Annotated in this window: 19 protein-coding genes; 15 read left to right on the top strand and 4 right to left on the bottom strand. The window is 75.0% G+C overall.

The features are described from left to right. The first annotated feature begins 164 nt into the window (after nt 1–164). The 13 genes from D4B81_RS03615 to D4B81_RS03555 all read left to right on the top strand — a co-directional run bounded on the left by D4B81_RS03615 (nt 165) and on the right by D4B81_RS03555 (nt 14,385). Nucleotides 165–1,289, top strand: a complete 1,125-nt coding sequence (locus D4B81_RS03615; protein WP_122261103.1) for a tetratricopeptide repeat protein — start codon at nt 165–167, stop codon at nt 1,287–1,289. Beyond that, the gene (locus tag D4B81_RS03610; RefSeq protein WP_237565787.1) at nt 1,286–2,134 is read left to right on the top strand and encodes an HAD-IIA family hydrolase; all 849 of its coding nucleotides are present in this window, start codon (nt 1,286–1,288) and stop codon (nt 2,132–2,134) included. Before D4B81_RS03615 ends, D4B81_RS03610 begins: the two co-directional genes overlap by 4 nt. Beyond that, nucleotides 2,134–2,355, top strand: a complete 222-nt coding sequence (locus tag D4B81_RS03605) for a hypothetical protein (RefSeq protein ID WP_097187617.1) — start codon at nt 2,134–2,136, stop codon at nt 2,353–2,355. The genes D4B81_RS03610 and D4B81_RS03605 overlap by 1 nt, the downstream gene beginning before the upstream one ends. Then, complete coding sequence (locus D4B81_RS03600) at nt 2,352–3,218, top strand: TlyA family RNA methyltransferase (RefSeq protein ID WP_237565786.1); 867 nt, start codon at nt 2,352–2,354, stop codon at nt 3,216–3,218. Before D4B81_RS03605 ends, D4B81_RS03600 begins: the two co-directional genes overlap by 4 nt. Beyond that, nucleotides 3,215–4,213 carry an NAD kinase gene (locus D4B81_RS03595; RefSeq protein WP_122261102.1) on the top strand — a complete coding sequence of 333 codons (999 nt, stop codon included), beginning with the start codon at nt 3,215–3,217 and terminating at the stop codon, nt 4,211–4,213. The genes D4B81_RS03600 and D4B81_RS03595 overlap by 4 nt, the downstream gene beginning before the upstream one ends. Next, nucleotides 4,210–6,027, top strand: coding sequence for a DNA repair protein RecN (recN, locus tag D4B81_RS03590; RefSeq protein WP_122261101.1), 1,818 nt, complete (start codon nt 4,210–4,212; stop codon nt 6,025–6,027). Before D4B81_RS03595 ends, recN begins: the two co-directional genes overlap by 4 nt. Continuing rightward, complete coding sequence (steA, locus tag D4B81_RS03585; protein ID WP_122261100.1) at nt 6,024–7,208, top strand: putative cytokinetic ring protein SteA; 1,185 nt, start codon at nt 6,024–6,026, stop codon at nt 7,206–7,208. The genes recN and steA overlap by 4 nt, the downstream gene beginning before the upstream one ends. After that, nucleotides 7,205–8,284 (top strand): copper transporter, encoded by a 1,080-nt coding sequence (locus D4B81_RS03580; RefSeq protein ID WP_122261099.1) that lies wholly within the window; start codon nt 7,205–7,207, stop codon nt 8,282–8,284. The genes steA and D4B81_RS03580 overlap by 4 nt, the downstream gene beginning before the upstream one ends. Beyond that, nucleotides 8,281–9,150, top strand: a complete 870-nt coding sequence (locus D4B81_RS03575; RefSeq protein ID WP_122261098.1) for a hypothetical protein — start codon at nt 8,281–8,283, stop codon at nt 9,148–9,150. Before D4B81_RS03580 ends, D4B81_RS03575 begins: the two co-directional genes overlap by 4 nt. After that, nucleotides 9,147–10,775, top strand: coding sequence for a lipid II flippase MurJ (locus tag D4B81_RS03570; protein WP_161964975.1), 1,629 nt, complete (start codon nt 9,147–9,149; stop codon nt 10,773–10,775). Before D4B81_RS03575 ends, D4B81_RS03570 begins: the two co-directional genes overlap by 4 nt. Further along, nucleotides 10,772–11,917 (top strand): glycosyltransferase family 4 protein, encoded by a 1,146-nt coding sequence (locus D4B81_RS03565; RefSeq protein WP_122261096.1) that lies wholly within the window; start codon nt 10,772–10,774, stop codon nt 11,915–11,917. The genes D4B81_RS03570 and D4B81_RS03565 overlap by 4 nt, the downstream gene beginning before the upstream one ends. Before the next feature lie 148 nt (nt 11,918–12,065). Beyond that, nucleotides 12,066–13,754, top strand: a complete 1,689-nt coding sequence (locus D4B81_RS03560) for a CTP synthase (protein ID WP_237565785.1) — start codon at nt 12,066–12,068, stop codon at nt 13,752–13,754. 28 nt (nt 13,755–13,782) lie between these two features. Beyond that, nucleotides 13,783–14,385 (top strand): NUDIX domain-containing protein, encoded by a 603-nt coding sequence (locus D4B81_RS03555; protein ID WP_122261094.1) that lies wholly within the window; start codon nt 13,783–13,785, stop codon nt 14,383–14,385. A gap of 10 nt (nt 14,386–14,395) precedes the next feature. On the opposite strand, the gene D4B81_RS03550 is transcribed toward D4B81_RS03555, so the two are convergent. Further along, nucleotides 14,396–15,184, bottom strand: coding sequence for a DUF1109 domain-containing protein (locus tag D4B81_RS03550; RefSeq protein WP_122261093.1), 789 nt, complete (start codon nt 15,182–15,184; stop codon nt 14,396–14,398). Nucleotides 15,185–15,460: 276 nt separating this feature from the next. On the opposite strand from D4B81_RS03550, the gene aspS reads away from it, so the two are divergent. Continuing rightward, nucleotides 15,461–17,287, top strand: a complete 1,827-nt coding sequence (aspS, locus tag D4B81_RS03545; protein ID WP_122261092.1) for an aspartate--tRNA ligase — start codon at nt 15,461–15,463, stop codon at nt 17,285–17,287. Here the strand turns inward: aspS and D4B81_RS03540 are convergent. The 3 genes from D4B81_RS03540 to D4B81_RS03530 form a co-directional block, all read right to left on the bottom strand. Beyond that, entirely contained in the window at nt 17,268–18,119 is an 852-nt protein-coding gene (locus D4B81_RS03540; RefSeq protein ID WP_122261091.1) for a GNAT family N-acetyltransferase, read from the bottom strand. The genes aspS and D4B81_RS03540 overlap by 20 nt on opposite strands. A gap of 123 nt (nt 18,120–18,242) precedes the next feature. Beyond that, the gene (locus D4B81_RS03535; protein WP_122261090.1) at nt 18,243–19,001 is read right to left on the bottom strand and encodes a hypothetical protein; all 759 of its coding nucleotides are present in this window, start codon (nt 18,999–19,001) and stop codon (nt 18,243–18,245) included. Nucleotides 19,002–19,177: 176 nt separating this feature from the next. Then, on the bottom strand, nt 19,178–20,362 hold the full coding sequence (locus tag D4B81_RS03530) for a phosphotransferase family protein (protein WP_122261089.1): 1,185 nt from the start codon (nt 20,360–20,362) through the stop codon (nt 19,178–19,180). 117 nt (nt 20,363–20,479) lie between these two features. Between D4B81_RS03530 and D4B81_RS03525 the strand changes: the two genes are divergently transcribed. After that, on the top strand, nt 20,480–21,868 hold the full coding sequence (locus tag D4B81_RS03525; protein WP_419866229.1) for a replication-associated recombination protein A: 1,389 nt from the start codon (nt 20,480–20,482) through the stop codon (nt 21,866–21,868). The last annotated feature ends 31 nt before the right edge of the window (nt 21,869–21,899 follow it).

The following is a 21,899-nucleotide window of genomic DNA, read 5'->3' as shown; positions in this document are numbered from 1 at the left end:
GCTAAGCCTGACAGCGCCGATGGTACTGCACTGGAGACGGTGTGGGAGAGTAGGACACCGCCGGACCACTTCTAGGATGGGCCTTGGTCGACACCCTCGGGTGACGACCAGGGCCCGTCCGCATTTCCGCACCCCCCACACGCGAGGCGAGGAGAGTGAGTTCCATGACTGATGATCGTCGGCCTGGTGACGGGGAGGGCACGCCCGGGCGTGAGAGCTCCCGCCGGGACCAGCGGCCCCCGCGTGACGCCCGCGACGGCGACCGCCGGCCACCTCGTGACCGGGACGACCGGCCGCAGCGACGGCAGGAGGACCGGTCAGGCGATCGCCGACCGCCGCAGGACCGGGACGCCCGGAGACCCGCACCTGACCGGGACGGGCGTCCGCCGCGGGACCGGGACGACCGCAGACCCGCACGGGACCGGGACACCCGTCCGCCGCGGGACCGGGGCACCCGTCCGCCGCGCGACCGCGACGACAGGTACGGCGACCGTCGCCCGCCCCGCGACCGCGACTCCCGTCCACGCCGTGAGCCGGACCCGGAGATCCCCGAGGACATCGAGCCCGGGATGCTGGCCAAGGAGATCCGCTCCGAGCTCCTCACCCTGAGCAAGGACAACGCCGAGGGCGTGGCGCGCCACCTCGTCGCGGTGGGCCGCTACCTCGACGAGGAGGACTTCGACGAGGCCCTCGCGCACGCCCAGGCCGCCAGCCGTCGCGCGGGTCGGGTCGCGGGGGTGCGCGAGATACTCGGTGTCGTGCACTACCGGCGGGCGGAGTGGGCCAAGGCCCTGGCGGAGTTCCGCACCGCCCGACGGCTGTCGGGGACGCATCACCTGCTCCCTCTCATGGCCGACGCCGAGCGAGGTCTCGGACGACCGGAACGAGCCCTGGAGCTGGCCTCGACCCCCGAGGCGCGCCGGCTCGCCCCCGCGGAGCAGATCGAGATGGCCATCGTCGTGTCGGGTGCACGCGGCGACATGGGCCAGACCGCGGCCGCGGTGCAGCATCTCCGGGACCTGGCCCTGGCGGGCAACCCGCAGGCTCCCTGGGCGGTGCGTCTGCGCTACGCGTACGCCGCAGCCCTCGAGGCGGACGGCCAGGCCGAGGAGGCGAAGGAGTGGTACGTGCGCGCCGCAGCCCTGGACGCCGACGGCGAGACCGACGTGCGTGAGGTCCTCGGCCTCGAGGAGGAGCCCGAGCTCGTCGACCTCGGGTGGGACGAGGAGGAGGCCGACGGGAATGACGGGGCCGCCCGCGAGGACGATCGCCCGGGGTCGCCGACGTGAGCGGTCGGGTCCGCGGCATGCTCGTCGACCTGGACGGCGTCGTCTACCGCGGTGACCACGCCTGCGACGGCGCCGTGGAGGGTCTCTCCGCCGCGCGGGAGGCAGGGGTGAGGCTGCTCTTCATGACGAACAACGCCTCACGGACGCCGGAGGACGTCGCGGCGCACATCACCGGTCTCGGGCTCCCGGTGGCACCGGAGGAGGTCATGACCGCCTCCCAGGTGGCCGCCCGCACGCTGGCGGACCGGGTGGCGCGAGGAGGTCTGCAGCTGCACGCGGGCGACGTCGTCCTCACCGTCGGGGGCGAGGGGGTGGGAGCGGCCCTGACCCAGGAGGGGCTGCCGTGGCGACCCGCGGACGAGGTGCGGACCGCCCTCACCACCGGCGACCACCTGCGGGTGGTGTCGGTGGTCCAGGGCTACGGGCCCGGGGTCGACGTCTCCGACCTCACCGAGGCGGTCTACGCCATCCGCGCCGGCGTCTCCTGGATCGCGACCAACGACGACGCGACCATCCCGACCGCCCGCGGGCTCGGCCCCGGCAACGGGTCCCTGGTCGCCGCCGTCGCCCACGCCACCGGACGCCGTCCGGAGGTGGTCGGCAAGCCGCACGCCCCGGCATACCGGATGGCCCTGGCCGCGCTCGACGTGCCGCTGGCGGACTGCCTCATGGTGGGGGACCGGCTGGACACCGACATCGCCGGGGCCGTGGCCGTCGGCATGCGCAGTGCCCTCGTCCTCACCGGGGTCTCCTCGGCGCAGGAGGCTCAGGACGCCGGCCCGCAGGAGCGGCCCGACCACGTCGTCCCCCGCATCCCCGACCTCGAGCAGCTCTGGAGCGCCTGATGGACCAGCCCGGCACCCCGACCCGGCCCGACCCGCCGTCGACCGGTGACCGCAGTGTGGACGAGGCGCTCAGCACCTTCGCCCGGTCCCTCGACGGTCCGCCGGCCGAGCAGGTCGAGGCGGCCGTCGAGGCGCACCGAGCCCTGCAGGCCCGGCTCACCACCCCCGTCCCCACCTCCGCGTCCCCCGCCGACGCGCGACCGGGCCCGTCGCGCCGGTGACCGACGCCGGAGCCGGCGTGGCGCGCCTGGACACCGTGCTCGTGCGGCGCGGGCTTGCCCGTTCCCGGACACAGGCGCAGGCGCTGGTGCGCGACGGGCGGGTGCACGTCGACGGGGTCGTCGTCGTCAAGCCGTCCACCCCGGTCGACGACGGGCGGGACGTCACGGTGCGCCCCGGCACCACCGGCGGGGAGTCGGACTGGATCGCGGCCGGCTGGGTCGGCCGCGGCGCGCTCAAGCTCGAGCACGCCCTGACCACCTGGGAACCTCTGGGCCTGAGGGTCCGGGACCGCCGCTGCCTCGACGTGGGCGCCTCCACGGGCGGTTTCACGCAGGCCCTCCTGCGGCACGGCGCCACGCACGTGGTCGCGCTGGACGTCGGGCACGGTCAGCTCGACCCGCGGGTGGGTGCCCATCCCGCCGTCCAGGACCTGTCCGGGACCAACATCCGCAGCACCTCCCTCGGGACGATCGGCGGCCCGGTCGGCGTGGCCGTGGTCGACGTCTCCTTCATCTCGGCCCGCCACGTGCTCGCCGCCTTGCCGCCCCTGCTGAGCGAGGACGCCGACGTGGTGCTCCTCGTCAAGCCGCAGTTCGAGGTCGGTCCCGAGCGCCTGGCCCGCGACGGCGTCGTGCGCTCCGCGGGTCTTCGCCAGGAGGCGCTGTCTACCGTCCTGGAGGCGCTGCCGACGCACAGGCTGGCGCCCTTCGGACTGGTCCGCTCGCCCCTGCGGGGGGCCGGCGGCAACGTCGAGTACCTCCTGTGGGCCCGCCCGTGTCGCCCCGGCATGATGGACTGGGGCCTGACGCCGGACGACCTGGCGTCGGTGCGTGCCCAGCTTCGCGCGGAGGAGGAGACGTGACCCGTCGGATCATGCTCGTGACCCACCCCACGCGCCCGGACGCACCCGACCTGGCCGGCACCTTCGCCGAGCGCCTGGAGGCGCACGGGATCGAGGTCGAGCTGGTCCCCGAGGGCGAGCCCACCCACGAGGTGCTCAGCGCCGGACGGGTCGTCACGCACAACAAGAGCCCGGTCCCGCCGCATGTCGACGCGACCGGGTGCGAGCTGGTCGTGGTCTTCGGCGGCGACGGCACCATCCTGCGCGGCGCCGAGATCGCTCGACCCGCCGGCGCCCCCCTCCTGGGCGTCAACCTCGGGCGTGTCGGTTTCCTGGCCGAGGCCGAGCGCGACGACGTCGACGCGGTCGTGGGCCGCATCGTGACCCGCGACTACCACCTCGAGCGGCGCATGACCCTGGAGGTCGACGTCGTCCACGAGGGTCGGGTCATCTCCTCCAACTGGGCCCTGAACGAGGCCTCCGTCGAGAAGTCCGCCCGCGAGCGGATGCTCGAGGTCGCCGTCGAGGTCGACGGGCGGCCGCTGTCGACGTGGGGCTGCGACGGCGTGGTCGTCTCCACGCCCACCGGGTCCACCGCCTACGCGTTCTCCGGAGGTGGACCGGTCGTGTGGCCCGACGTCGAGGCCATCCTGCTCGTCCCCATCTCCGCCCACGCCCTGTTCGCGCGCCCCCTCGTGCTCGGTCCGGACACCCGCCTGGCCGTCGAGGTCGTCCCCCACTCCTACGTCGACGGGGTGATGTGGTGCGACGGGCGCCGGACCGTCGAGCTGCCCGCCGGGGCGCGGATCGAGGTCCGGCGTTCGGAGACCCCCGTGCTGCTGGTCCGTCTCACCGAGGCGCCGTTCACCGACCGGCTCGTCGCCAAGTTCGGCCTCCCCGTGACCGGGTGGAGGGGGCCGGTGGGAGGCGGGCGGGCCCTCGCCGACCTCGGCACCGACACCGTCGCCCACCGGGACAGCGACCGGTCGGGGGAGCACGTCGAGGGGCGCGCGTGACCCTGCGGCGGATCCGGATCCAGGGGCTCGGGGTGATCGACGACGCCGAGCTCGAGCTCACCGAGGGCCTCAACGTGATCACCGGCGAGACGGGGGCCGGCAAGACGATGGTGGTCAGCGGGCTCGGGCTGCTCCTCGGCGCCCGGGCCGACGCGGGCCTGGTGCGCGACGGTGCCGCCCAGGCCGTGGTCGAGGGGGAGGTCGACGTCCCCGCCGACCACCCCGCCGCCCGCCGGGTCGAGGAGGCGGGCGGGGACGCCGGGGACGGGCTGCTGCTGGTGCGGACCGTCCAGGCGGGAGGTCGCTCACGGGCCTATGTCGGCGGCCGGTCCGCGCCGGTGGGGGTGCTTACCGAGGTGGGCGAGCACCTCGTCGCGGTCCACGGCCAGGCCGACCAGTGGCGGCTGCGCGACGCCGACCAGCACCGTCTGCTGCTGGACGACGCCGGTGGGGAGGAGGTCGCCGCCGCGCGCGCGGCATACCGCAGCAGGTATGACGAGTGGCAGGCCGCGCGCGCCCGCCTGGCCGAGCTGTCCCGCACCTCCGTCGAGCGCGAGCTGCGCATCGCGATGCTGCGCGCCGCCCTCGCCGAGATCGAGGCGGTCGGGCCCACCGAGGGGGAGGAGGTGGCCCTGCGCGCGGAGTCCGAGCGGCTGACCCACGCCGAGGAGCTGCGCAACGCCGCACTCGTCGCGCACGCGGCGCTGGGCGGGGCGGACGAGGTCGGCGAGGACCAGCCCTTCGTGACCGGGATGCTCTCAGCCGCGTCGACCGCGCTCGCACCGGTCGCCGCCCACGACGAGGAGCTGGCCGGCCTGCGCGCCCGCCTGGACGAGATCTCCTACCTCTCCTCCGACCTCGCGGCCGACCTGGCCTCCTACGCCGGGGGGATCGAGGTCGACGAGCAGCGGCTCGACGAGGTGCACCGCCGGCGCGCCGCGCTGGGCGCGCTGCTGCGCAGGTACGGTCCGGGCACCACCGAGCTGCTCGCGTTCGCCAGGACGTCGGCCGAGGAGCTGGCCGGCCTGGACGTCTCGGACGAGGACCGGACGGCGCTGGAGCGCCGCACCGCCGAGCTGGCCGCGGACGTCGGTCGCCTGGGCGCGGACCTCGGTGCCGCGCGCGTGCGCACGGCCGAGCGTGTGGGCCGCGAGGTCACCGCGGAGCTGCGCCACCTCGCCATGGGCTCGGCGACCGTCTCGGTGCACGTCGGGCAGCGCGTCGTCGAGCCCGCCGACGGTGCTGCCTCCGCCGGTGGCTCCGCCGCCGCCGGTGCCGCAGCAGGGGAGGGTGAGGGTGGCGCCCCCGCGCAGGTTCCCCTGCCCGACGGGCGGATGGCTCGCCCCCGGGCTCACGGGCTCGACGACGTCGAGATCCGCCTCGCGGCCAACCCGGGAGCCCCGGCACGCTCGGTGACCAGGGCCGCGTCCGGCGGCGAGCTGTCCCGGGTGATGCTGGCCCTGGAGGTGGTGTGCGGTGGCGGGGGAGTGGCGACCTACGTCTTCGACGAGGTGGACGCCGGCGTCGGCGGGCGTGCCGCTCTCGACCTCGGGGCACGGCTCGCCCGGCTGGCCAGGTCCTCCCAGGTCATCGTCGTCACCCACCTCGGGCAGGTCGCCGCCCACGCGGACCGGCACCTCGTGGTCCGCAAGAGCACCGACGGGCAGGTCACGCGCAGCGGCGTGACCGCCGTGGTGGGCGAGGACCGCGAGGCAGAGCTCGCGCGCATGCTGGGCGGTGTCGACGACTCGCAGGCCGCGCTCGAGCACGCCCGGGAGCTGCTCGCGCGTCGTGCGACGATGGCGGGACCATGACGACACGCAGGCGGCACCGCTCCCGGACCGGGCAGAGCGGGTCCCCCGTCTCGGGCACGGTGCGGGTCGACCCGCGCACCAAGGACCTCACGAAGCGCCTCCAGGCGGGCGACATCGCCGTCATCGACCACGACGACCTCGACCAGGTCAGCGCCCACGCGCTGGTCGCCTGCGCGCCGGCCGCCGTCGTCAACGCGGCGATGAGCACGACCGGTTCCTACCCCAACCGTGGCCCCGAGATCGTCCTGTCCGCCGGCATCCCGCTCCTGGACATGGTCGGTCCCGCAGTGATGGAGATCCCGGAGGGGGCCGTCGGGACGGTCTCGGGGGACGAGCTGCGCGTCGACGGCGAGGTCGTCGCAAGGGGCGTCCGGCTGACCGAGGCGCTCGTGGCCAGCCAGCTCCAGGACGCCCGCGCCAACCTCTCCAGCCAGATCGAGGCGTTCTCGGTCAACACGATGGAGTACGTCCGGGCCGAGCGCCAGCTCCTCCTCGACGGCATCTTCGTGCCCACCCTGCGGACCGACCTGCAGGGGCGCTACGCCCTCGTCGTCGTGCGGGGCTACCACTACAAGGAGGACCTGCACACGCTGCGCCCGTTCATCCGCGAGGCCAGACCTGTGCTCATCGGGGTGGACGGCGGCGCCGACGCGCTGCTGGAGCAGGGGCTGCGCCCCCACCTCATCGTCGGCGACATGGACTCCGTCTCCGACGCCGCCCTGACCTGCGGCGCCGAGCTGGTGGTGCACGCCTACCGGGACGGTCGGGCACCGGGCCTGGAGAGGGTGGAGGCCCTGGGCATCACCGACGCCGTGGTGCTCCCCGCGCCCGGGACCAGCGAGGACGTCGCGATGCTCCTCGCCGACGACAAGGGCGCGGAGCTGATCGTCGCGGTCGGGACCCACGCGACCCTCGTGGAGTTCCTGGACAAGGGCCGGCAGGGTATGGCGAGCACGTTCCTGACCCGCCTGCGCGTCGGCAGCAAGCTGGTCGACGCCAAGGGGGTCAGCCTGCTCTACCGCTCGCGCATCTCGACCCTGTCGCTCGTGTGGCTGGTGCTCGCCGGGCTGCTCGCGCTGGGGGTGGCGCTGGCCGCCACGCCCGGTGGACGCGCGCTCTTCGGCGTCCTGGCGGTGCGGTGGGACGACGTCTGGGCGTGGGTCGAGGGGGTGTTCCGATGATCGACTTCCGCTACCACCTGGTCTCGCTGGTGGCCGTCTTCATCGCGCTCGCGGTCGGCATCGCCCTGGGCGCCGGTCCCCTGCGGGAGGGAATCTCCTCCACCCTGGAGAGCGAGGTGGCCCAGCTGCGCGACGAACGGGCGGACCTGCGCGCCCAGGTGGACGACGCGACGCGCCGGGCAGACGTCAAGGACGAGGCCGTGGCGGTGCTCTCCGAGACGATCCTGCCCGGTACCCTCGACGGCTCGCGCGTGGGCCTCGTCCTGCTGCCGGGGGCGGACCGCAACGTCCTGGGCGAGCTCGAGGACCGGTTGGAGCTGGCCGGTGCCGACGTGGTGCTGATGGTCGAGGTGGACAACCGTGCGGGGGACCTGGAGCCGCCGCCGGAGCGTGTCGAGCTGCTCGAACGGCTGGCCTCGACCCTGGACGTCCCCGACGTGGGCGACGGGACCGGACCGACGGCCGCGGGTGTGCTCGCCGCCACGCTCGCCGGGGCCGACGGGGTCGGTGCCGTCGGGGCCTGGCTGGAGGCGGCGGAGGAGATGGAGTCGGCCGGCCTCGTGGACCTCACCTGGCGCCAGGAGACCGCGGTCGGCCTCACCGACCGGCGACCTCCTGACGTCCTGGTCATCGAGAGCGGAGGGCTGAGCGTGGAGGCCGCCGAGGAGCAGCCCGGCGTGGAGCGTCTCGGCCTGCGGCTGGAGCTCGTGGCTGCCCTCGCCGCCCTCGAGACCCCCACGGTGGTCACCGCCACCGGCGGGGAGACGCTCAGCGACGCCGGCGTCGAGACGGTCGACCCGCTCGTCACGGCGGTGCGCGAGGACGAGGACCTCGCCGAGGAGGTCTCCACCGTGGACAACCTGGAGAGTGTCAGCGGTCAGGTGGCCGCCGCGATGGCGGTCGCCTGGGAGCTGGACGGCCAGGCCGGGCACTACGGGGTCGGGGGGCAGGCGCAGACCGCCCTGCCGGCGGTCCCGCGCACGCGGACGCCGTCGGGCGGCGGGGTCCCCGGCGTCGGCGGACCGACCCCGACCGCGCCGGTGCCCGACGACGCCTCGTCCACGACGGCCCCGTGAGGTCGGCGGGAGCCGCCGGGCGGGCGGCGGGGGCCGGCCGGCGCGCGATAGTGGCCGCCTGCGTCGCCGCGGGGGTCGCCGTCGGCGTGCGTACGCTGCACCGACAGGGCCGGCTCCCGGGTGGGAGCGGACGCTGGGAGCGCACCAACCACCTCGGCGCCCCCGTCACCCTCACCGAGGGGGTCGCCCTCGCCGTGGGCACGGCGGCACCCCTGGTGCTGCTCGACCCGCCGGCCGCGCTCGCCGTCGGCGGCAGCGCCCTGGCCGGCGCCGTCGACGACCTCACCGGCGGGACGGCCACCAAGGGGCTGCGCGGCCACCTGGGCGCCCTGCGGCGGGGGACGGTGACCACCGGCGCGCTGAAGGTCCTCGTCCTGGGCGGCACCGGGCTCGTGGCGTGCGCCTGGTCGGACGCCCGCGCAGGACGGTCGTCGGGGAGGACCGGCGAGCACGACGCGCTCACCGTCCTCCTGGACACCCTGACCGGGGCGGCGCTCGTGGCGGGTGCTGCCAACCTGGCGAACCTTCTCGACCTGCGCCCCGGCCGCGCCCTCAAGGTGGCCCTGGCCTGCGGCATACCTCTCGGGCTGGGGGGAACGCCCACGGCCGCCGCCGTGAGCGGCGCGGGCCTGACGGTGCTGCCGGACGACCTGCGTGGGCGGTCGATGCTCGGCGACACCGGCGCCAACCCCCTCGGCGCCGCCGTCGGGCTGGCCGCAGCCCAGACCCTGGGGCCTCGGGGCCGGGCGGCGGCGCTGGCCCTGGTGGCCGGTCTGGTGCTCGCCAGCGAGCGGGTCAGCTTCAGCCGTGTCATCGACGCGACGCCCGTCCTGCGCGCCCTCGACCGCTGGGGCCGACCGGCGTGAGCGTCGACGCGGGCCGTCCCCGGCCCAGCGGACGGCTCGCCCCGGGCGGGCTGGTGGCGGCGGCGGGCCTGGTGGCGGTCGTGACCCTGGCCGCCCGGGCCGTCGGCCTGGTCCGGTGGGTGGTGTTCTCGCAGGCGGTCGGTGCCACCTGCGTCGGCCAGGTATACGCGACGGCCAACACGGTGCCCAACGTGCTCTTCGAGGTGGCTGCGGGCGGGGCGCTGGCCGCGGTGGCGGTCCCGCTGGTGGCCGGCCACCTCCAGCGCGGCGACGAGGGCGCGGCCGACCGCACCGCGTCGGCCCTGGCCACCTGGGCCGTCACGGTGCTCCTGCCGCTCGCGGTCCTCGTCGCCCTCGCGGCCGGTCCCGTCACCGCGTGGCTGCTCGGGTCGCCCGAGGGGTGCGACCCCGGGGCGGTCCAGGACGCCGGGCGCCTCATGCTGGTCCTCTTCGCCCCGCAGGTGGTGCTCTACGGGGTGGGGATCGTGCTCAGCGGGGTCCTGCAGGCCCACCGCCGCTTCCTGGCCGCGGCGCTCGCACCGCTGCTCTCCAGCGTGGTCGTCATCGGGATCTACCTCGCGTTCGGCGCGGCCCACGACCCGACCCGGCCCGTCGGGTCGCTGCCACCCTCGGCCCTGTGGCTGCTCGCCGGGGGCACCACGCTGGGCGTCGCCGCGCTGAGCCTGCCGCTGCTCGTCCCGGCCGGCCGTCTCGGGATCCGCTGGCGCCCGACGTGGCGCTTCCCCGACGGCACCGGCCGTCGGGCCGGCGCCCTCGTGCTGGCCGGCGTCACCGTCGTCGCCGCCCAGCAGCTCACGGCCGTGGTCGTGCTCCTGCTCACCAACGCCAGCGACGGGGTCGCCGGCATCAACGTGTGGACCTACGCCCAGACCGCCTACCTGCTTCCCTACGCCGTGCTCGTGGTGCCCCTGGCCACGGCCGCGTTCCCGCGGCTCACCGCCGCCCCGGGGGAGGCGACCCGGGTGCTGCGGGGTGCCCTCCTCGGGGCCGTGGTCGCGGCCGTCGCCGCCGCGGTGGCGCTCGTGGCGGTGCGTCGCGAGGTGGGCCAGCTCTTCGTGCTCCTCGACGCCGGGTCGGCAGGCGCGGGACGCGAGGCCCTGGACGCCCTGCCCCTCACCCTCGCGCTGCTGGCCCCCGGCCTGCTCGGCTACGCGCTGCTCGCCGTCGCCACGCGCGCCCTGTATGCCGTGGGTTCGCCCGGCAGGGCCGCGGCCGCCGCCTCCCTGGGCTGGGCCGTCGCGGCGGCGCTCCCGCTCGCCCTCCTGCGGAACGGCACCGACGTGGGCACCACGCTGGCCGTGCTCGCGGCGGGCTCCTCGGTCGGCATGACGTTGGCGGGCGGGTTGCTGGTCAGGGAGGTGCGCTCGGTGTGGGGCAGCTCGGCCGTCCGGGGGGCGACCCGCGCCGGGGCCGGCGTCCTGGCCGGTGCGCTGGTGGCCCTGGTGCTGCGGGAGCTGGTCCTGCCGACCGACGACGGCGGGTGGGGCGCGAGCCTGCTCCGCGCCGCCGGCGGGGGAGCCCTCGTGCTGCTCGGCTCGGCCGCCGGCCTGCGGCTGCTCGCCCCCGCGGCCTGGCGCGGCCTGCGGTCGAGGTCGGCCCGATGAGGGTCCTGCTCGTGACCGGGCTCGTCGCCGGGGGGGTCGGTCGCCACGTGGAGATGCTCGTCCGGGGCCTGAGGGCTCGGGGCCACCAGGTCGTGGTGGCCTGCCCCGCGGACGTCTCGTCCCGCTTCGACCTGGGCCGGACGGTCCCGATCCCGGTGGGGTCGCGACCGCACCCCGTCCGCGACGTCCTGGCCCTGCGCACCCTGCGACCGCTCGTGGCCGGGGCGGACGTCGTCCACGCCCACGGGCTGCGGGCCGGTGCCCTGGCGGTGCTGGCCCGGGGCGTCGCCGCGCGTCGGCCCACCCCGGCGCTGCGCCACCCGCGGCTGGTCGTGACGAGCCACAACGACCCGCCGCAGGGTCGGGCAGCGCGAGCCGTCTACGTCGCCATGGAACGGCTCGTGGCCCGCGGCGCCGACCTGGTGCTGGGCGTCTCGCCCGACCTGGTCGAGCGGTCCGCGCGAGCCGGGGCCGTCCGGACCGGTCAGGCCGTTGTGCCCGCCGCGTCAGCAGCCCGGGTCGACCGGACGGTGGCCCGGGCCGCCCTCGGCGCCGAGCTCGGCCTGCCTGACCGGGCCCGGGTCGTGATGGTCGTCGGACGTCTCGCCCCGCAGAAGGGCCTGGACACGGCGGTCGCGGCCCACGCGGCGCTCGTCGAGGTCCACGACCCGGGGGCCAGCCCCGTCGAGGACGCCCACCTGGTCATCGTCGGGGAGGGCCCGGAGAGGTCCTGGCTGGCAGGCCTCGCCGCCCAGCACAGGTCCGGGGTGCACCTCCTCGGGCACCGCCCCGACGTCCCGGCGCTCCTGGCGGCGGCGGACGTCGTGCTCTCGACCGCACGGTGGGAGGGGCAGCCGGTCTGGCTCCAGGAGGCCCTGCAGCAGGGGGCGGCGATCGTGGCCACCGACGTCGGCGGGACCGCGGCGGTCGTCGGCGACGCCGCACTGCTCGTGCGCGGCGGCCACGCGGGCACCACCGACGCGGCCGTGCCCGAGGACGTCGCCGTGGCGCTCCGACGGGTCCTGCGCGACGACGCGTTCCGGGACGCGCTGCGCGGCCGTGCGCTGGCGAGGGCGGCCGAGCTGCCCACGGAGGACGACGCGCTCGAGGCGGCGCTGGCGGCATACCTCGGCCAGGCATGACGCGCACCTGACCCCCACTGCCGCGGCCCCGGCACACGAGGCGATGGCGGAGGCGGCCAACGGCCGCCGCGAGGCCGGACTCACGCCTGGCGCGACACCCCCCACCGCCTGCGGGCACCCCCGGGACGGTGACGTAGACTGGCAGCCCGTGGCGGAGACCAAGCACATCTTTGTGACCGGGGGCGTGGCCTCCTCGCTCGGCAAGGGCCTGACGGCCTCCAGCCTGGGCTTCCTGCTCCGGAGCCGGGGGCTGCGGGTGACGATGCAGAAGCTCGACCCCTACATCAACGTGGACCCGGGGACGATGAACCCCTTCCAGCACGGGGAGGTCTTCGTCACCGAGGACGGCGCCGAGTGCGACCTGGACATCGGCCACTACGAGCGGTTCCTCAACACCGACCTGTCGGGCCGCTCCAACGTCACGACCGGGCAGGTCTACAACGACGTGATCGCGCGGGAGCGGCGGGGGGAGTACCTCGGCGACACCGTCCAGGTCATCCCGCACATCACCAACGAGATCAAGTTGCGGATGCGGGCGCCGGCCGACCCCGGTGACGGGCAGCGGCCCGACATCATCATCACCGAGATCGGCGGCACCGTCGGCGACATCGAGTCGCTGCCCTTCCTCGAGGCCGCCCGCCAGGTCCGGCACGACATCGGGCGGGCCAGCTGCTTCTTCCTGCACGTCTCGCTCGTGCCCTACCTCGCCCCGAGCGGGGAGCTGAAGACCAAGCCGACGCAGCACTCCGTCGCGGCGCTGCGCCAGGTCGGCATCACCCCGGACGCGTTGGTGCTCCGCGCGGACCGGGAGATCCCGGAGGGCATCAAGCGCAAGATCTCCATGATGTGCGACGTCGACGCCGAGGCGGTCGCCGCGTGCATCGACGCGCCGAGCATCTACGACATCCCCAAGGTGCTGCACCGGGAGATGCTCGACGCCTACGTCGTCCGTACCCTCGGGATGCCGTTCCGGGACGTGGACTGGTCGGCGTGGGACGCCCTGCTCGAGCGCGTCCACGAGCCCGAGCACCGCGTGGAGATCGCGCTGGTCGGCAAGTACGTCGACCTGCCCGACGCCTACCTGTCGGTGACCGAGGCGATGCGGGCCGGCGGGTTCCGCCACGACGCCCGGGTCGACATCCGCTGGGTGGCCTCCGACGAGTGCCGCACCGAGGCAGGTGCCAGCCGCGCGCTCGGCGGTGCCGACGCGATCCTCGTGCCCGGCGGCTTCGGCGTGCGGGGGATCGAGGGCAAGATCGGTGCCCTGCGCTGGGCGCGCGAGCGCCAGGTCCCCACGCTGGGCATCTGCCTCGGGCTGCAGGCCATGGTCATCGAGTACGCGCGGCACGTGGCCGGGATCGAGGGCGCCAGCTCGACCGAGTTCGACCCCCAGACGTCCGCCCCGGTCATCGCGACGATGGCCGAGCAGGAGCAGTTCGTCGAGGGCGCAGGAGATCTCGGCGGGACCATGCGGCTCGGCGCCTACGAGGCGCACCTCGAGGCGAGCTCGGTCGCCGCCGAGGTCTACGGCGCGACCACCGTCTCGGAGCGCCACCGCCACCGCTACGAGGTCAACAACGCCTACCGCGAGCAGCTCGGCGAGGCCGGCCTCGTCGTCAGCGGCACCTCGCCCGACGGGTCGCTCGTGGAGTTCGTCGAGCTGCCCCGCGACGTGCACCCCTACTACGTCGCCACCCAGGCCCACCCGGAGTTCCGGTCGCGGCCCGACCACGCGCACCCGCTCTTCGCCGGGCTGGTCGCCGCCGCCCTGGAGCAGCAGCGCAGCCAGCGGCTCGTCGAGGTCGAGGTGCGCCACCACCAGCACGAGCTGCCGTGACCGGCGGACCTTCCGCACGGCATACCCGATGAGCCTGGACGCCCCCCGCCTCCCGGTTGCCGAGCTGCGCGACCTGCCCGGGCGGGCCGACGTGGTCGCCAGCGAGACGGTCTTCGGCGGCCGGGTGTGGGACGTGCGGCGAGACACCCTGCGGCTGGGCGAGGGGCAGGTGGTCCGCGAGTACGTCGCGCACACCGGCGCGGTCGCGATCCTGGCCCTGCGCGAGGACCGCGGCGTGCCCGAGATCTTCCTCATCCGGCAGTACCGCCACCCGGTGGCCGCCGAGGACTGGGAGATCCCCGCCGGGCTGCTGGACGTCCCGGGGGAGGACCCCGTGCTCGCCGCGCAGCGCGAGCTGGCCGAGGAGGCCGACCTCGTGGCCGCGGACTGGGAGGAGCTCGTGTCGTTCACGCCGTCTCCCGGCGGGCTCGACGAGGTCATCACGGTCTACCTCGCGACCGGGCTCACCGACGTCCCCCACGCGGACCGGCACGAGCGGGAGCACGAGGAGGCGGGTATGCCGTGCGGCTGGGTCTCCCTGGAGGACGCCGTGTCCGCCGTGCTGGGCGGGCAGGTGCGCAACGGCCCGATGATGCTGGCCGTGCTGGCGCTGCACGCCCGGCGGGGCTGACCGGCCCCGGTCAGAGGGGCACGACGGTGGTGCCGAGCAGCATGGCGAGCAGGCTGACGACGAGGCCGATGACGACGTAGCCGGCGAGGAGACGCAGGAAGCCCCACCCGCCGCCCTCCCGTCGCTCCGGTTCGGCGGCGGCCCGGGCGTGGCCGCGCCCCCCGAGCTCGTAGACCGCGTACGCGAGCACCCCCAGGGCCGCGGGGAGCTGGACGATCCAGAACCAGAACCACCGGTTGCCGTGCACCGGCCGGGGCCCGGCCACCACGAGGACGAGCGTGCCGAGCGCCAGGGCGAGCCCGCTCACCGCGCTGACGCGCCAGGCGGAGGGCATGATCCCGGTCCCGACGGCGGGCAGGTCCCGCGCGAGGAGGGCGTCCAGCAGCTCCTCGCCGGAGGGTTCGGAGCTCCAGCCGCTCGTGGAGCTGGGCGGTCCGAACGCGCCGTGCTGGGGGTCGGCCACCCGAAGCCGCTGCCCGTCCCTCACGGTGTAGACCACCTGCCACGGGTTGCCGTCCGCGAGGTCGGAGCGGTCGGTGAGCCTGGTGCCGCGCGGCTCCGTCACCGTCCACCACGGACCCGACGGCCAGGGGTCGGAGGTCACCACGGAGACGGAGGTGACCCGGTGCTGCTCGTGCTCGAGCGTTGCCCACGGCACGCTCTCGTACCCGCCGCCGAAGGAGGCCACCAGGTGCACGACCCATCCCAGCACCAGCGCCGCCGCGGCCGCCAGCCGGAGCAGGGGACCACGCCGCGCCCGGTGGTCGGTGCCGGGCAGGTCCCCCTGGACGAGCGTCATACCCGCACCCTGCCAGACCTGCGCCCCGCGCGCCGGGAACGGTGGTGCGACGGCAGCCCGGCGCGTCCTAGACTGGCTCCCGTGCACGGGGCGGAGTGACGACCCGCCGGACCTGCGGGCCCGCCCGTGCACCGCGCGTGCGGCGGACCGACGAGAGGCCGAGAACTCCTCGGCGAAGGTGTGGTGGCACCGCGACCTGGCCCCCGCCCACACCTTTCAGGGCTGCCCTCCGCCAGGGCACCCGTCCCTGTCGGAACCGACCCGAGAGGAGACCCCATGCTTCGCACGCACGAGGCCGGCACCCTGCGACCCGAGCACGTCGGCACCACCGTCACCCTCACCGGCTGGGTGGCCAGGCGGCGCGACCACGGCGGCGTGGCGTTCGTCGACCTGCGTGACGCCAGCGGCGTCGTCCAGGTCGTCGCCCGCGACGAGGTCCTCACCGGAAGCGCCCACGACCTGCGCAACGAGTACTGCGTCAAGGTCGTCGGCGAGGTGACCGCCCGCGCGGACAAGGACGTCAACCCCGACCTGCCCACCGGTGCCGTCGACGTGGTGGCGGTCGACATCGAGGTGCTCAGCGAGTCCGCACCCCTGCCGTTCCAGATCGACGAGCGCGTCAGCGTCGGTGAGGAGGCCCGCCTGCGCCACCGCTACCTGGACCTGCGCCGGCCCGGCGCCAACGCCGCCGGGCAGAACCTGCGCCTGCGCTCCCGGGTCAACGCGGCCGCGCGGGGTGTCCTGGCCGAGCGCGACTTCGTCGAGGTGGAGACCCCGACGCTGACCCGGTCGACGCCCGAGGGCGCCCGCGACTTCCTCGTCCCGGCCCGTCTGCAGCCGGGCAGCTGGTACGCCCTGCCGCAGAGCCCGCAGCTCTTCAAGCAGCTGCTGATGGTTGCCGGGCTGGAGCGCTACTACCAGATCGCCCGCTGCTACCGCGACGAGGACTTCCGCGCCGACCGGCAGCCGGAGTTCACCCAGCTCGACATCGAGATGAGCTTCGTCGAGCAGGACGACGTCATCGAGCTCGGCGAGGCCGTCGCCCGGGCGGTGTGGGCGGTCCGCGGGATCGAGCTGACCACGCCGTTCCGGCGCATGACCTACGCGGAGGCGATGCGCCGCTACGGCTCGGACAAACCGGACCTGCGCTTCGACCTCGAGCTCACCGAGTGCACCGACTACTTCGCGGACACCCCGTTCCGGGTCTTCCAGGCGGAGTACGTCGGTGCCGTCGTCATGCCCGGCGGCGGGTCGCAGCCGCGGCGGCAGTTCGACGCGTGGCAGGAGTGGGCCAAGCAGCGTGGCGCCAGGGGCCTGGCCTACGTGACGGTCGGCGAGGACGGTGAGCTCGGCGGACCAGTCGCGAAGAACCTCGGTGACGGCGAGCGTCAGGGCCTCGCCGCCCACGTGGGCGCGCGTCCGGGTGACTGCGTCTTCTTCGCTGCCGGCCCGACGAAGACCTCGCGCGCCCTCCTCGGCGCGGCCCGCCTGGAGATCGGCCGGCGCGTCGGGCTGATCGACGAGGACGCCTGGAGCTTCCTCTGGATCGTCGACGCGCCGCTCCTCGAACCGGCCGGCGAGGCGGTCGCCGCGGGCGACGTCGCCGTCGGGTCGGGCGCCTGGACCGCGGTGCACCACGCCTTCACCTCGCCCAAGGCCGAGTATGTCGACTCCCTCGAGTCGGACCCGGGCGCCGTGCTGGCCTACGCCTACGACCTCGTCTGCAACGGCAACGAGATCGGCGGCGGGTCCATCCGTATCCACCGGCGGGACGTGCAGGAGCGCGTGTTCGGGCTGATGGGCCTCTCTCCCGAGCAGGCGGAGGAGAAGTTCGGCTTCCTGCTGGAGGCGTTCAAGTACGGTGCGCCGCCGCACGGCGGGATCGCCTTCGGCTGGGACCGGATCGTGGCTCTGCTGGCCGGCACGGACTCCATCCGCGACGTCATCGCCTTCCCCAAGTCCGGCGGCGGCTTCGACCCGCTCACCGCGGCCCCGGCCCCCATCACGGCCGAGCAGCGCAAGGAGGCCGGCGTCGACGCCGAGCCGGAGAAGGGTGCGGCTGCCCCCCAGGGGGCGGAGGAGGTCAACCCGCGCCAGGGCTGAGCATCCGCGAGTGCCACGCCCGCGCCGTGACGTAGCCCAGCCGCCGGTAGAGACGGCGGGCCGTCGCGTTGTCGCTGAACATGCCGAGCGTGCACACCCCGTCGCGGTCCACCGCCCAACGGGTCAGGGCTGAGGAGACGACCTCTCCCCAGCCCTGACCGCGGGCATGGGTGGCGGTCAGGATGCCGGCAAGGTGGGGCACCCCGGTCGCCTCCAGCTCGGCTCCGCCGACGGCCACGAGCTCGCCCCGGTCGCCGCGAGCCCCGACCCAGCGCTCGACCTGGCCCTCCCCGATAGTGGTCCACACGCGGGGGTTGTGGGCCTGCGCGAAGGCGAGCAGCTCCTCGGCGTCCCGGCGGTCGTCCAGCTCGACCAGGCGGGCCTCCCGGGGGTCCGGGCGTGGTGCGGTGGTGGTCCACATCCACTCCCAGTCACCGCCCTGGTCGGTGAGGGGCAGGACCGAGCGCGCCGCCGTGGCGTGCTCCTGCGGCACCGTCGCCGACGCTGCGCCCCAGTCCGCCAGCAGTCCGGCGGTGACGAACGACTGCAGGACGGTGACCACCCGGGCGCGTTCCTGGGCCAGCGCCCCACCGGCGGGCGGGGACCCCGGCGGCGACCCTGGCCGCAGCGGCACCACCCAGAAGCCCGGACGGTGCCCACGTCTCTGCACGACGGCGACCCCGTCCTGCAGCAGGGCGTGGGGGACGGGGTCGGGCACGGCCCAGCGCAGCCAGGGGTCGTTCCCGCCGGTGGCCACGAGCTCGGCCCGGGACACCTCGCGCAGGCGCGAGGACGCGGGGGCGGAGGACGGGGGGTCGGGGCGTGACGGCATACCCGGGTCAGGGTAGCGCCGCGGACCGGCTCAGCCCTCGAGGCCGAGGCGAGCGGCCCCGCACGCCAGAGAGCCGGGTGCGGGACTCCGCACCCGGCTCATCCGGGGGACAGCTGGTGATCGTCAGCCGATGCGCTCCAGCTCGGGCTGCTCCACCGGGGCCGCGGGCAGCTCGGCGGCCTTGCGGGGACCGGCGGCCCAGAACAGGCCCGCACCCGTCAGCAGGTTGATCGCGCCGAGGCCGGCGAGGAGGGCGGTGAAGCCGAGGGCCAGCTTGAGGGCGGAGGCAGTGACGGTGCCGACACCGAGCTCGCCGACCAGGCCGTGGACGGTGCCGGTCCAGATCATCGGACGGGCGGCGGCGTCGACCGGGTTGGTCCGGTCGAAGTCGTTCCAGTAGCGGCCGTCACCGTTGACCTCGAAGGTCCAGCCGTCGGCCGGGAACGGGTCGGGGACGGGGACGGTCTCACCGTTGATCGCGAGCTCGGTGAGCGCGTTGCCGTCGGCGTCGACGACCTGGTCCTCGGTCAGGGTGACCTCGTAGGTGCCGTCGATGACGTGGTGGGTGACCACGGCCATCTGGTACATGTACTCGCTCGCGGTGTTCACCAGCGGGTCGTTCGGGTCCATCTCACGGTCGGAGACCGGGTAGCCCCACTCGTCCTCGAGCATCGCCATGATGCCCTCGGCCGCCGCGGTGTCGCCACGGTCGACCAGCTGGCCCTGGTCGTTGTAGTCGAGCTCGACGCCCTGAACCTCGCTGAAGCTCTGCAGCGAGTGCGCGCCGTCCTGGTACATGCTGAAGGCGACGGCGGAACCGCCGAAGAAGACCAGGCCGAAGACCATGAGCATGATCCCGACGAGGCGAAGGCGCTGTGTCATGAGAATCCTCCTCCGGGTGAGAACCCGGATCGTGGGTTGGGGCCGGTCGGGGAAGGCCGGCCCAGAACCCCGTGGCCGAGGTTCCATGACGTTTACTGTGCCTGAGTACGACGATCAGTAGTAGGGACCAAGGTCCCGGCATCGACGGCCAGAGGTCACCACCGCCCCGGGCGCCCCTACGCGGTCGGCAGAGGTCCAGGGGGCAGCTCGAGCAGGCCGGCCAGGAGGTCCGTCTGACGTGCGAGCTGCCGGACGTAGATCTCCCGGCGTGGGTGGTCCGCGAGCCGGGCCAGCCGCCTGGGGGCGTTGCAGACGAGGCGGGCGTGAAGGATCGCGAGCTCCTGCTCGGGCGGGTAGGTGGACCTGGCCGGCTCCCCGCCCCAGAGGGCGCGGATCCGTCCGACGGTCCGTGCGGGGTCGGCGGCGAACAGGTGCAGGCGGGCACCGTCGTACATCACCGGTCGCTCGGCGGCGTGCTCCCAGTCGATGACCACGAGACCGCGGTCGGTCAGGAGGACGTTGGAGGCCGCGAGGTCACCGTGGGTCCAGGAGACCCGGAGCAGGCGGTCGGCGGCGACGAGGCGGGCGACGGCCCCGCCCACCGCGTCGCTGACCAGACCCTCATCCCGGACCGTTCCCCACTGCTGCAGGAAGCTCTCCCCCCACACCTCGGCCGGTCGTGCGTGGCGGACGCCGTGACCTCGGTGCAGCTCGGCGAGCCGCTCCAGGAGCGGGTCGAGGTGGGCCGCGAGCCGATGATCGCTGACGAGCGGCTCGCCCTCAACCCAGTCCTCGACGAGCCAGTCGTACCCCCCGTCCAGGGTCCCCACCGCGTGCAGGGTGGGCGCGAGGCCGGGGACGTGCCGGTTGACCATCTCGGCCGAGCGGGCCGCGCCGGTCACCCCCGACGTACCGTCGGCCCGCCGCGGCTGCACGGCCAGGGCCAGCCCCGCCTCGGCATACCCCGCCCGGAGCTTGACCCGCGACCCCAGGTCGAACTTGGCCAGCACCACGGCGTCCGCGGCGACGGGGGCCTCGAGGGGACGGACGCCGGCACGACCCTCCCAGCTGCCGCGCAGCGAGGCGGGGACGAGGTGAGTGAGCCGTGCGGGCAGGTCGGGCCGGCGGACGACCCGGTCGAGCGCGAGCAGCGCGACGGGCGACGTCGTCGCTGGCAAGCCGGCGTCCGAGGCCTCCACCGCGCCGACGGCCGCCAGGGCCTCCTCGACCCGGGCGTCCTGCCGCTGCTGAGGTGTGGTGACGGGGGGAGCCGGCGGCGCGGGGGCGGTCAGGCCCCGGCGTGCGCGCCGCAGCACGGCGCCGCCGACACGCCTGGACCGCTCCCGCCAGTCCCTACCCACATCCGACCTCCTCACCCACCGGTCGAGGGGAACGGCGGGGATCACCACGGTAACCGCAGGGGCAGGGCGGCGACGGGATCATGCTCGGGGGCCCAGGCAGCCGGGTAGCCTCGGCTCGTGTCCTCCGGCGGTGCAGACCTGTTCAGCGTGCCCGGCGACGGCCCTGTCGGCCCGGGTGACCTCCGTCCGCCGCTGGCCGTGCGGATGCGGCCGCGCGGTCTGGAGGAGGTGGCAGGTCAGCAGGACGTCCTGCTGCCCGGCTCGCCCATGCGACGGCTCATCGAGGGGTCGGGCGGGCTCGCCGGCCCCCTCTCGGCAATCCTCTGGGGCCCCCCGGGCACCGGCAAGACGACCCTGGCCCACCTTGTCGCGACCGCCTCCGACCGTCGCTTCGTCGAGCTGTCCGCCGTCACCGCAGGGGTGAAGGACGTCCGCGCGGTGATGGAGCAGGCTGTGCAGGAACGCTCGCTCCACGGGCGCCAGAGCGTCCTCTTCCTCGACGAGATCCACCGCTTCACCAAGGCGCAGCAGGACGCGCTGCTGCCCGGCGTGGAGAACCGTCTCGTGATCCTCGTGGCCGCCACCACCGAGAACCCGTCGTTCTCGGTGATCGCGCCGCTGCTGTCCCGCTCGGTCCTCGTCCGGCTGGGGCCGCTGGAGGACGAGGAGATCCGTGCGGTGGTGGCGCGGGCGCTGGTCGACGAGCGCGGACTGGCGGGGGAGTTCACCCTGCCGGAGGAGGCCACCGAGCACCTCGTCCGGATGGCCGGGGGTGACGCGCGGCGCGCCCTGACGACGCTCGAGGCGGCGGCCGGGGTCACGGCCGACGCCCGGGCGGCCGGGGCCGAGGAGGGCGTCGCCGAGATCACCCTCGCGCACGTCGAGCAGGCGATGGCCCACGCGGCCGTCCGCTACGACCGGGCCGGGGACCAGCACTACGACGTCGCGAGCGCCTTCATCAAGTCGATGCGCGGGTCCGACGTCGACGCCGCCCTGCACTACCTGGCCCGCCAGCTCGAGGCGGGGGAGGACCCCCGGTTCATCGCGCGGCGCATCGTCATCGCCGCCAGCGAGGACGTCGGCATGGGCGACCCGACGGCTCTCCAGACCGCGGTCGCGGCGCTGCACGCGGTGGCCCAGATCGGCATGCCCGAGGCGCGCATCATCCTCGCCCAGGCGGTTGTGCACAACGCGCTCGCGCCCAAGTCGAACGCGGCCTACGCCGCGATCAACGCGGCGATCGCCGATGTGCGGGCAGGGCGGGGCGGTCCCGTCCCCGCCCACCTGCGCGGCTCCGGGTATGCCGGGGCCGCGCGGCTCGGGCACGGGGACGGCTACCGCTACACCCACGACGAGCCGTCGGGCGTCGGGCCGCAGCAGTACCTCCCCGACGACCTCCTCGCGGCGGACGTGGACTACTACCGCCCGACGGGTCGCGGCTGGGAGGAGCGTCTTGGGCCGCGCTGGGCCGAGCTGCGTCGCATCGTCAGGGGAACGTCTGTGTGAGCCGTCTCACACTGATTAAAAACGACGTACG

This window comes from Ornithinimicrobium cerasi (assembly GCF_003702705.1).
Classification (GTDB): Bacteria; Actinomycetota; Actinomycetes; order Actinomycetales; family Dermatophilaceae; genus Ornithinicoccus; species Ornithinicoccus cerasi.
This window is presented reverse-complemented; position numbering and strand designations above follow the sequence as displayed.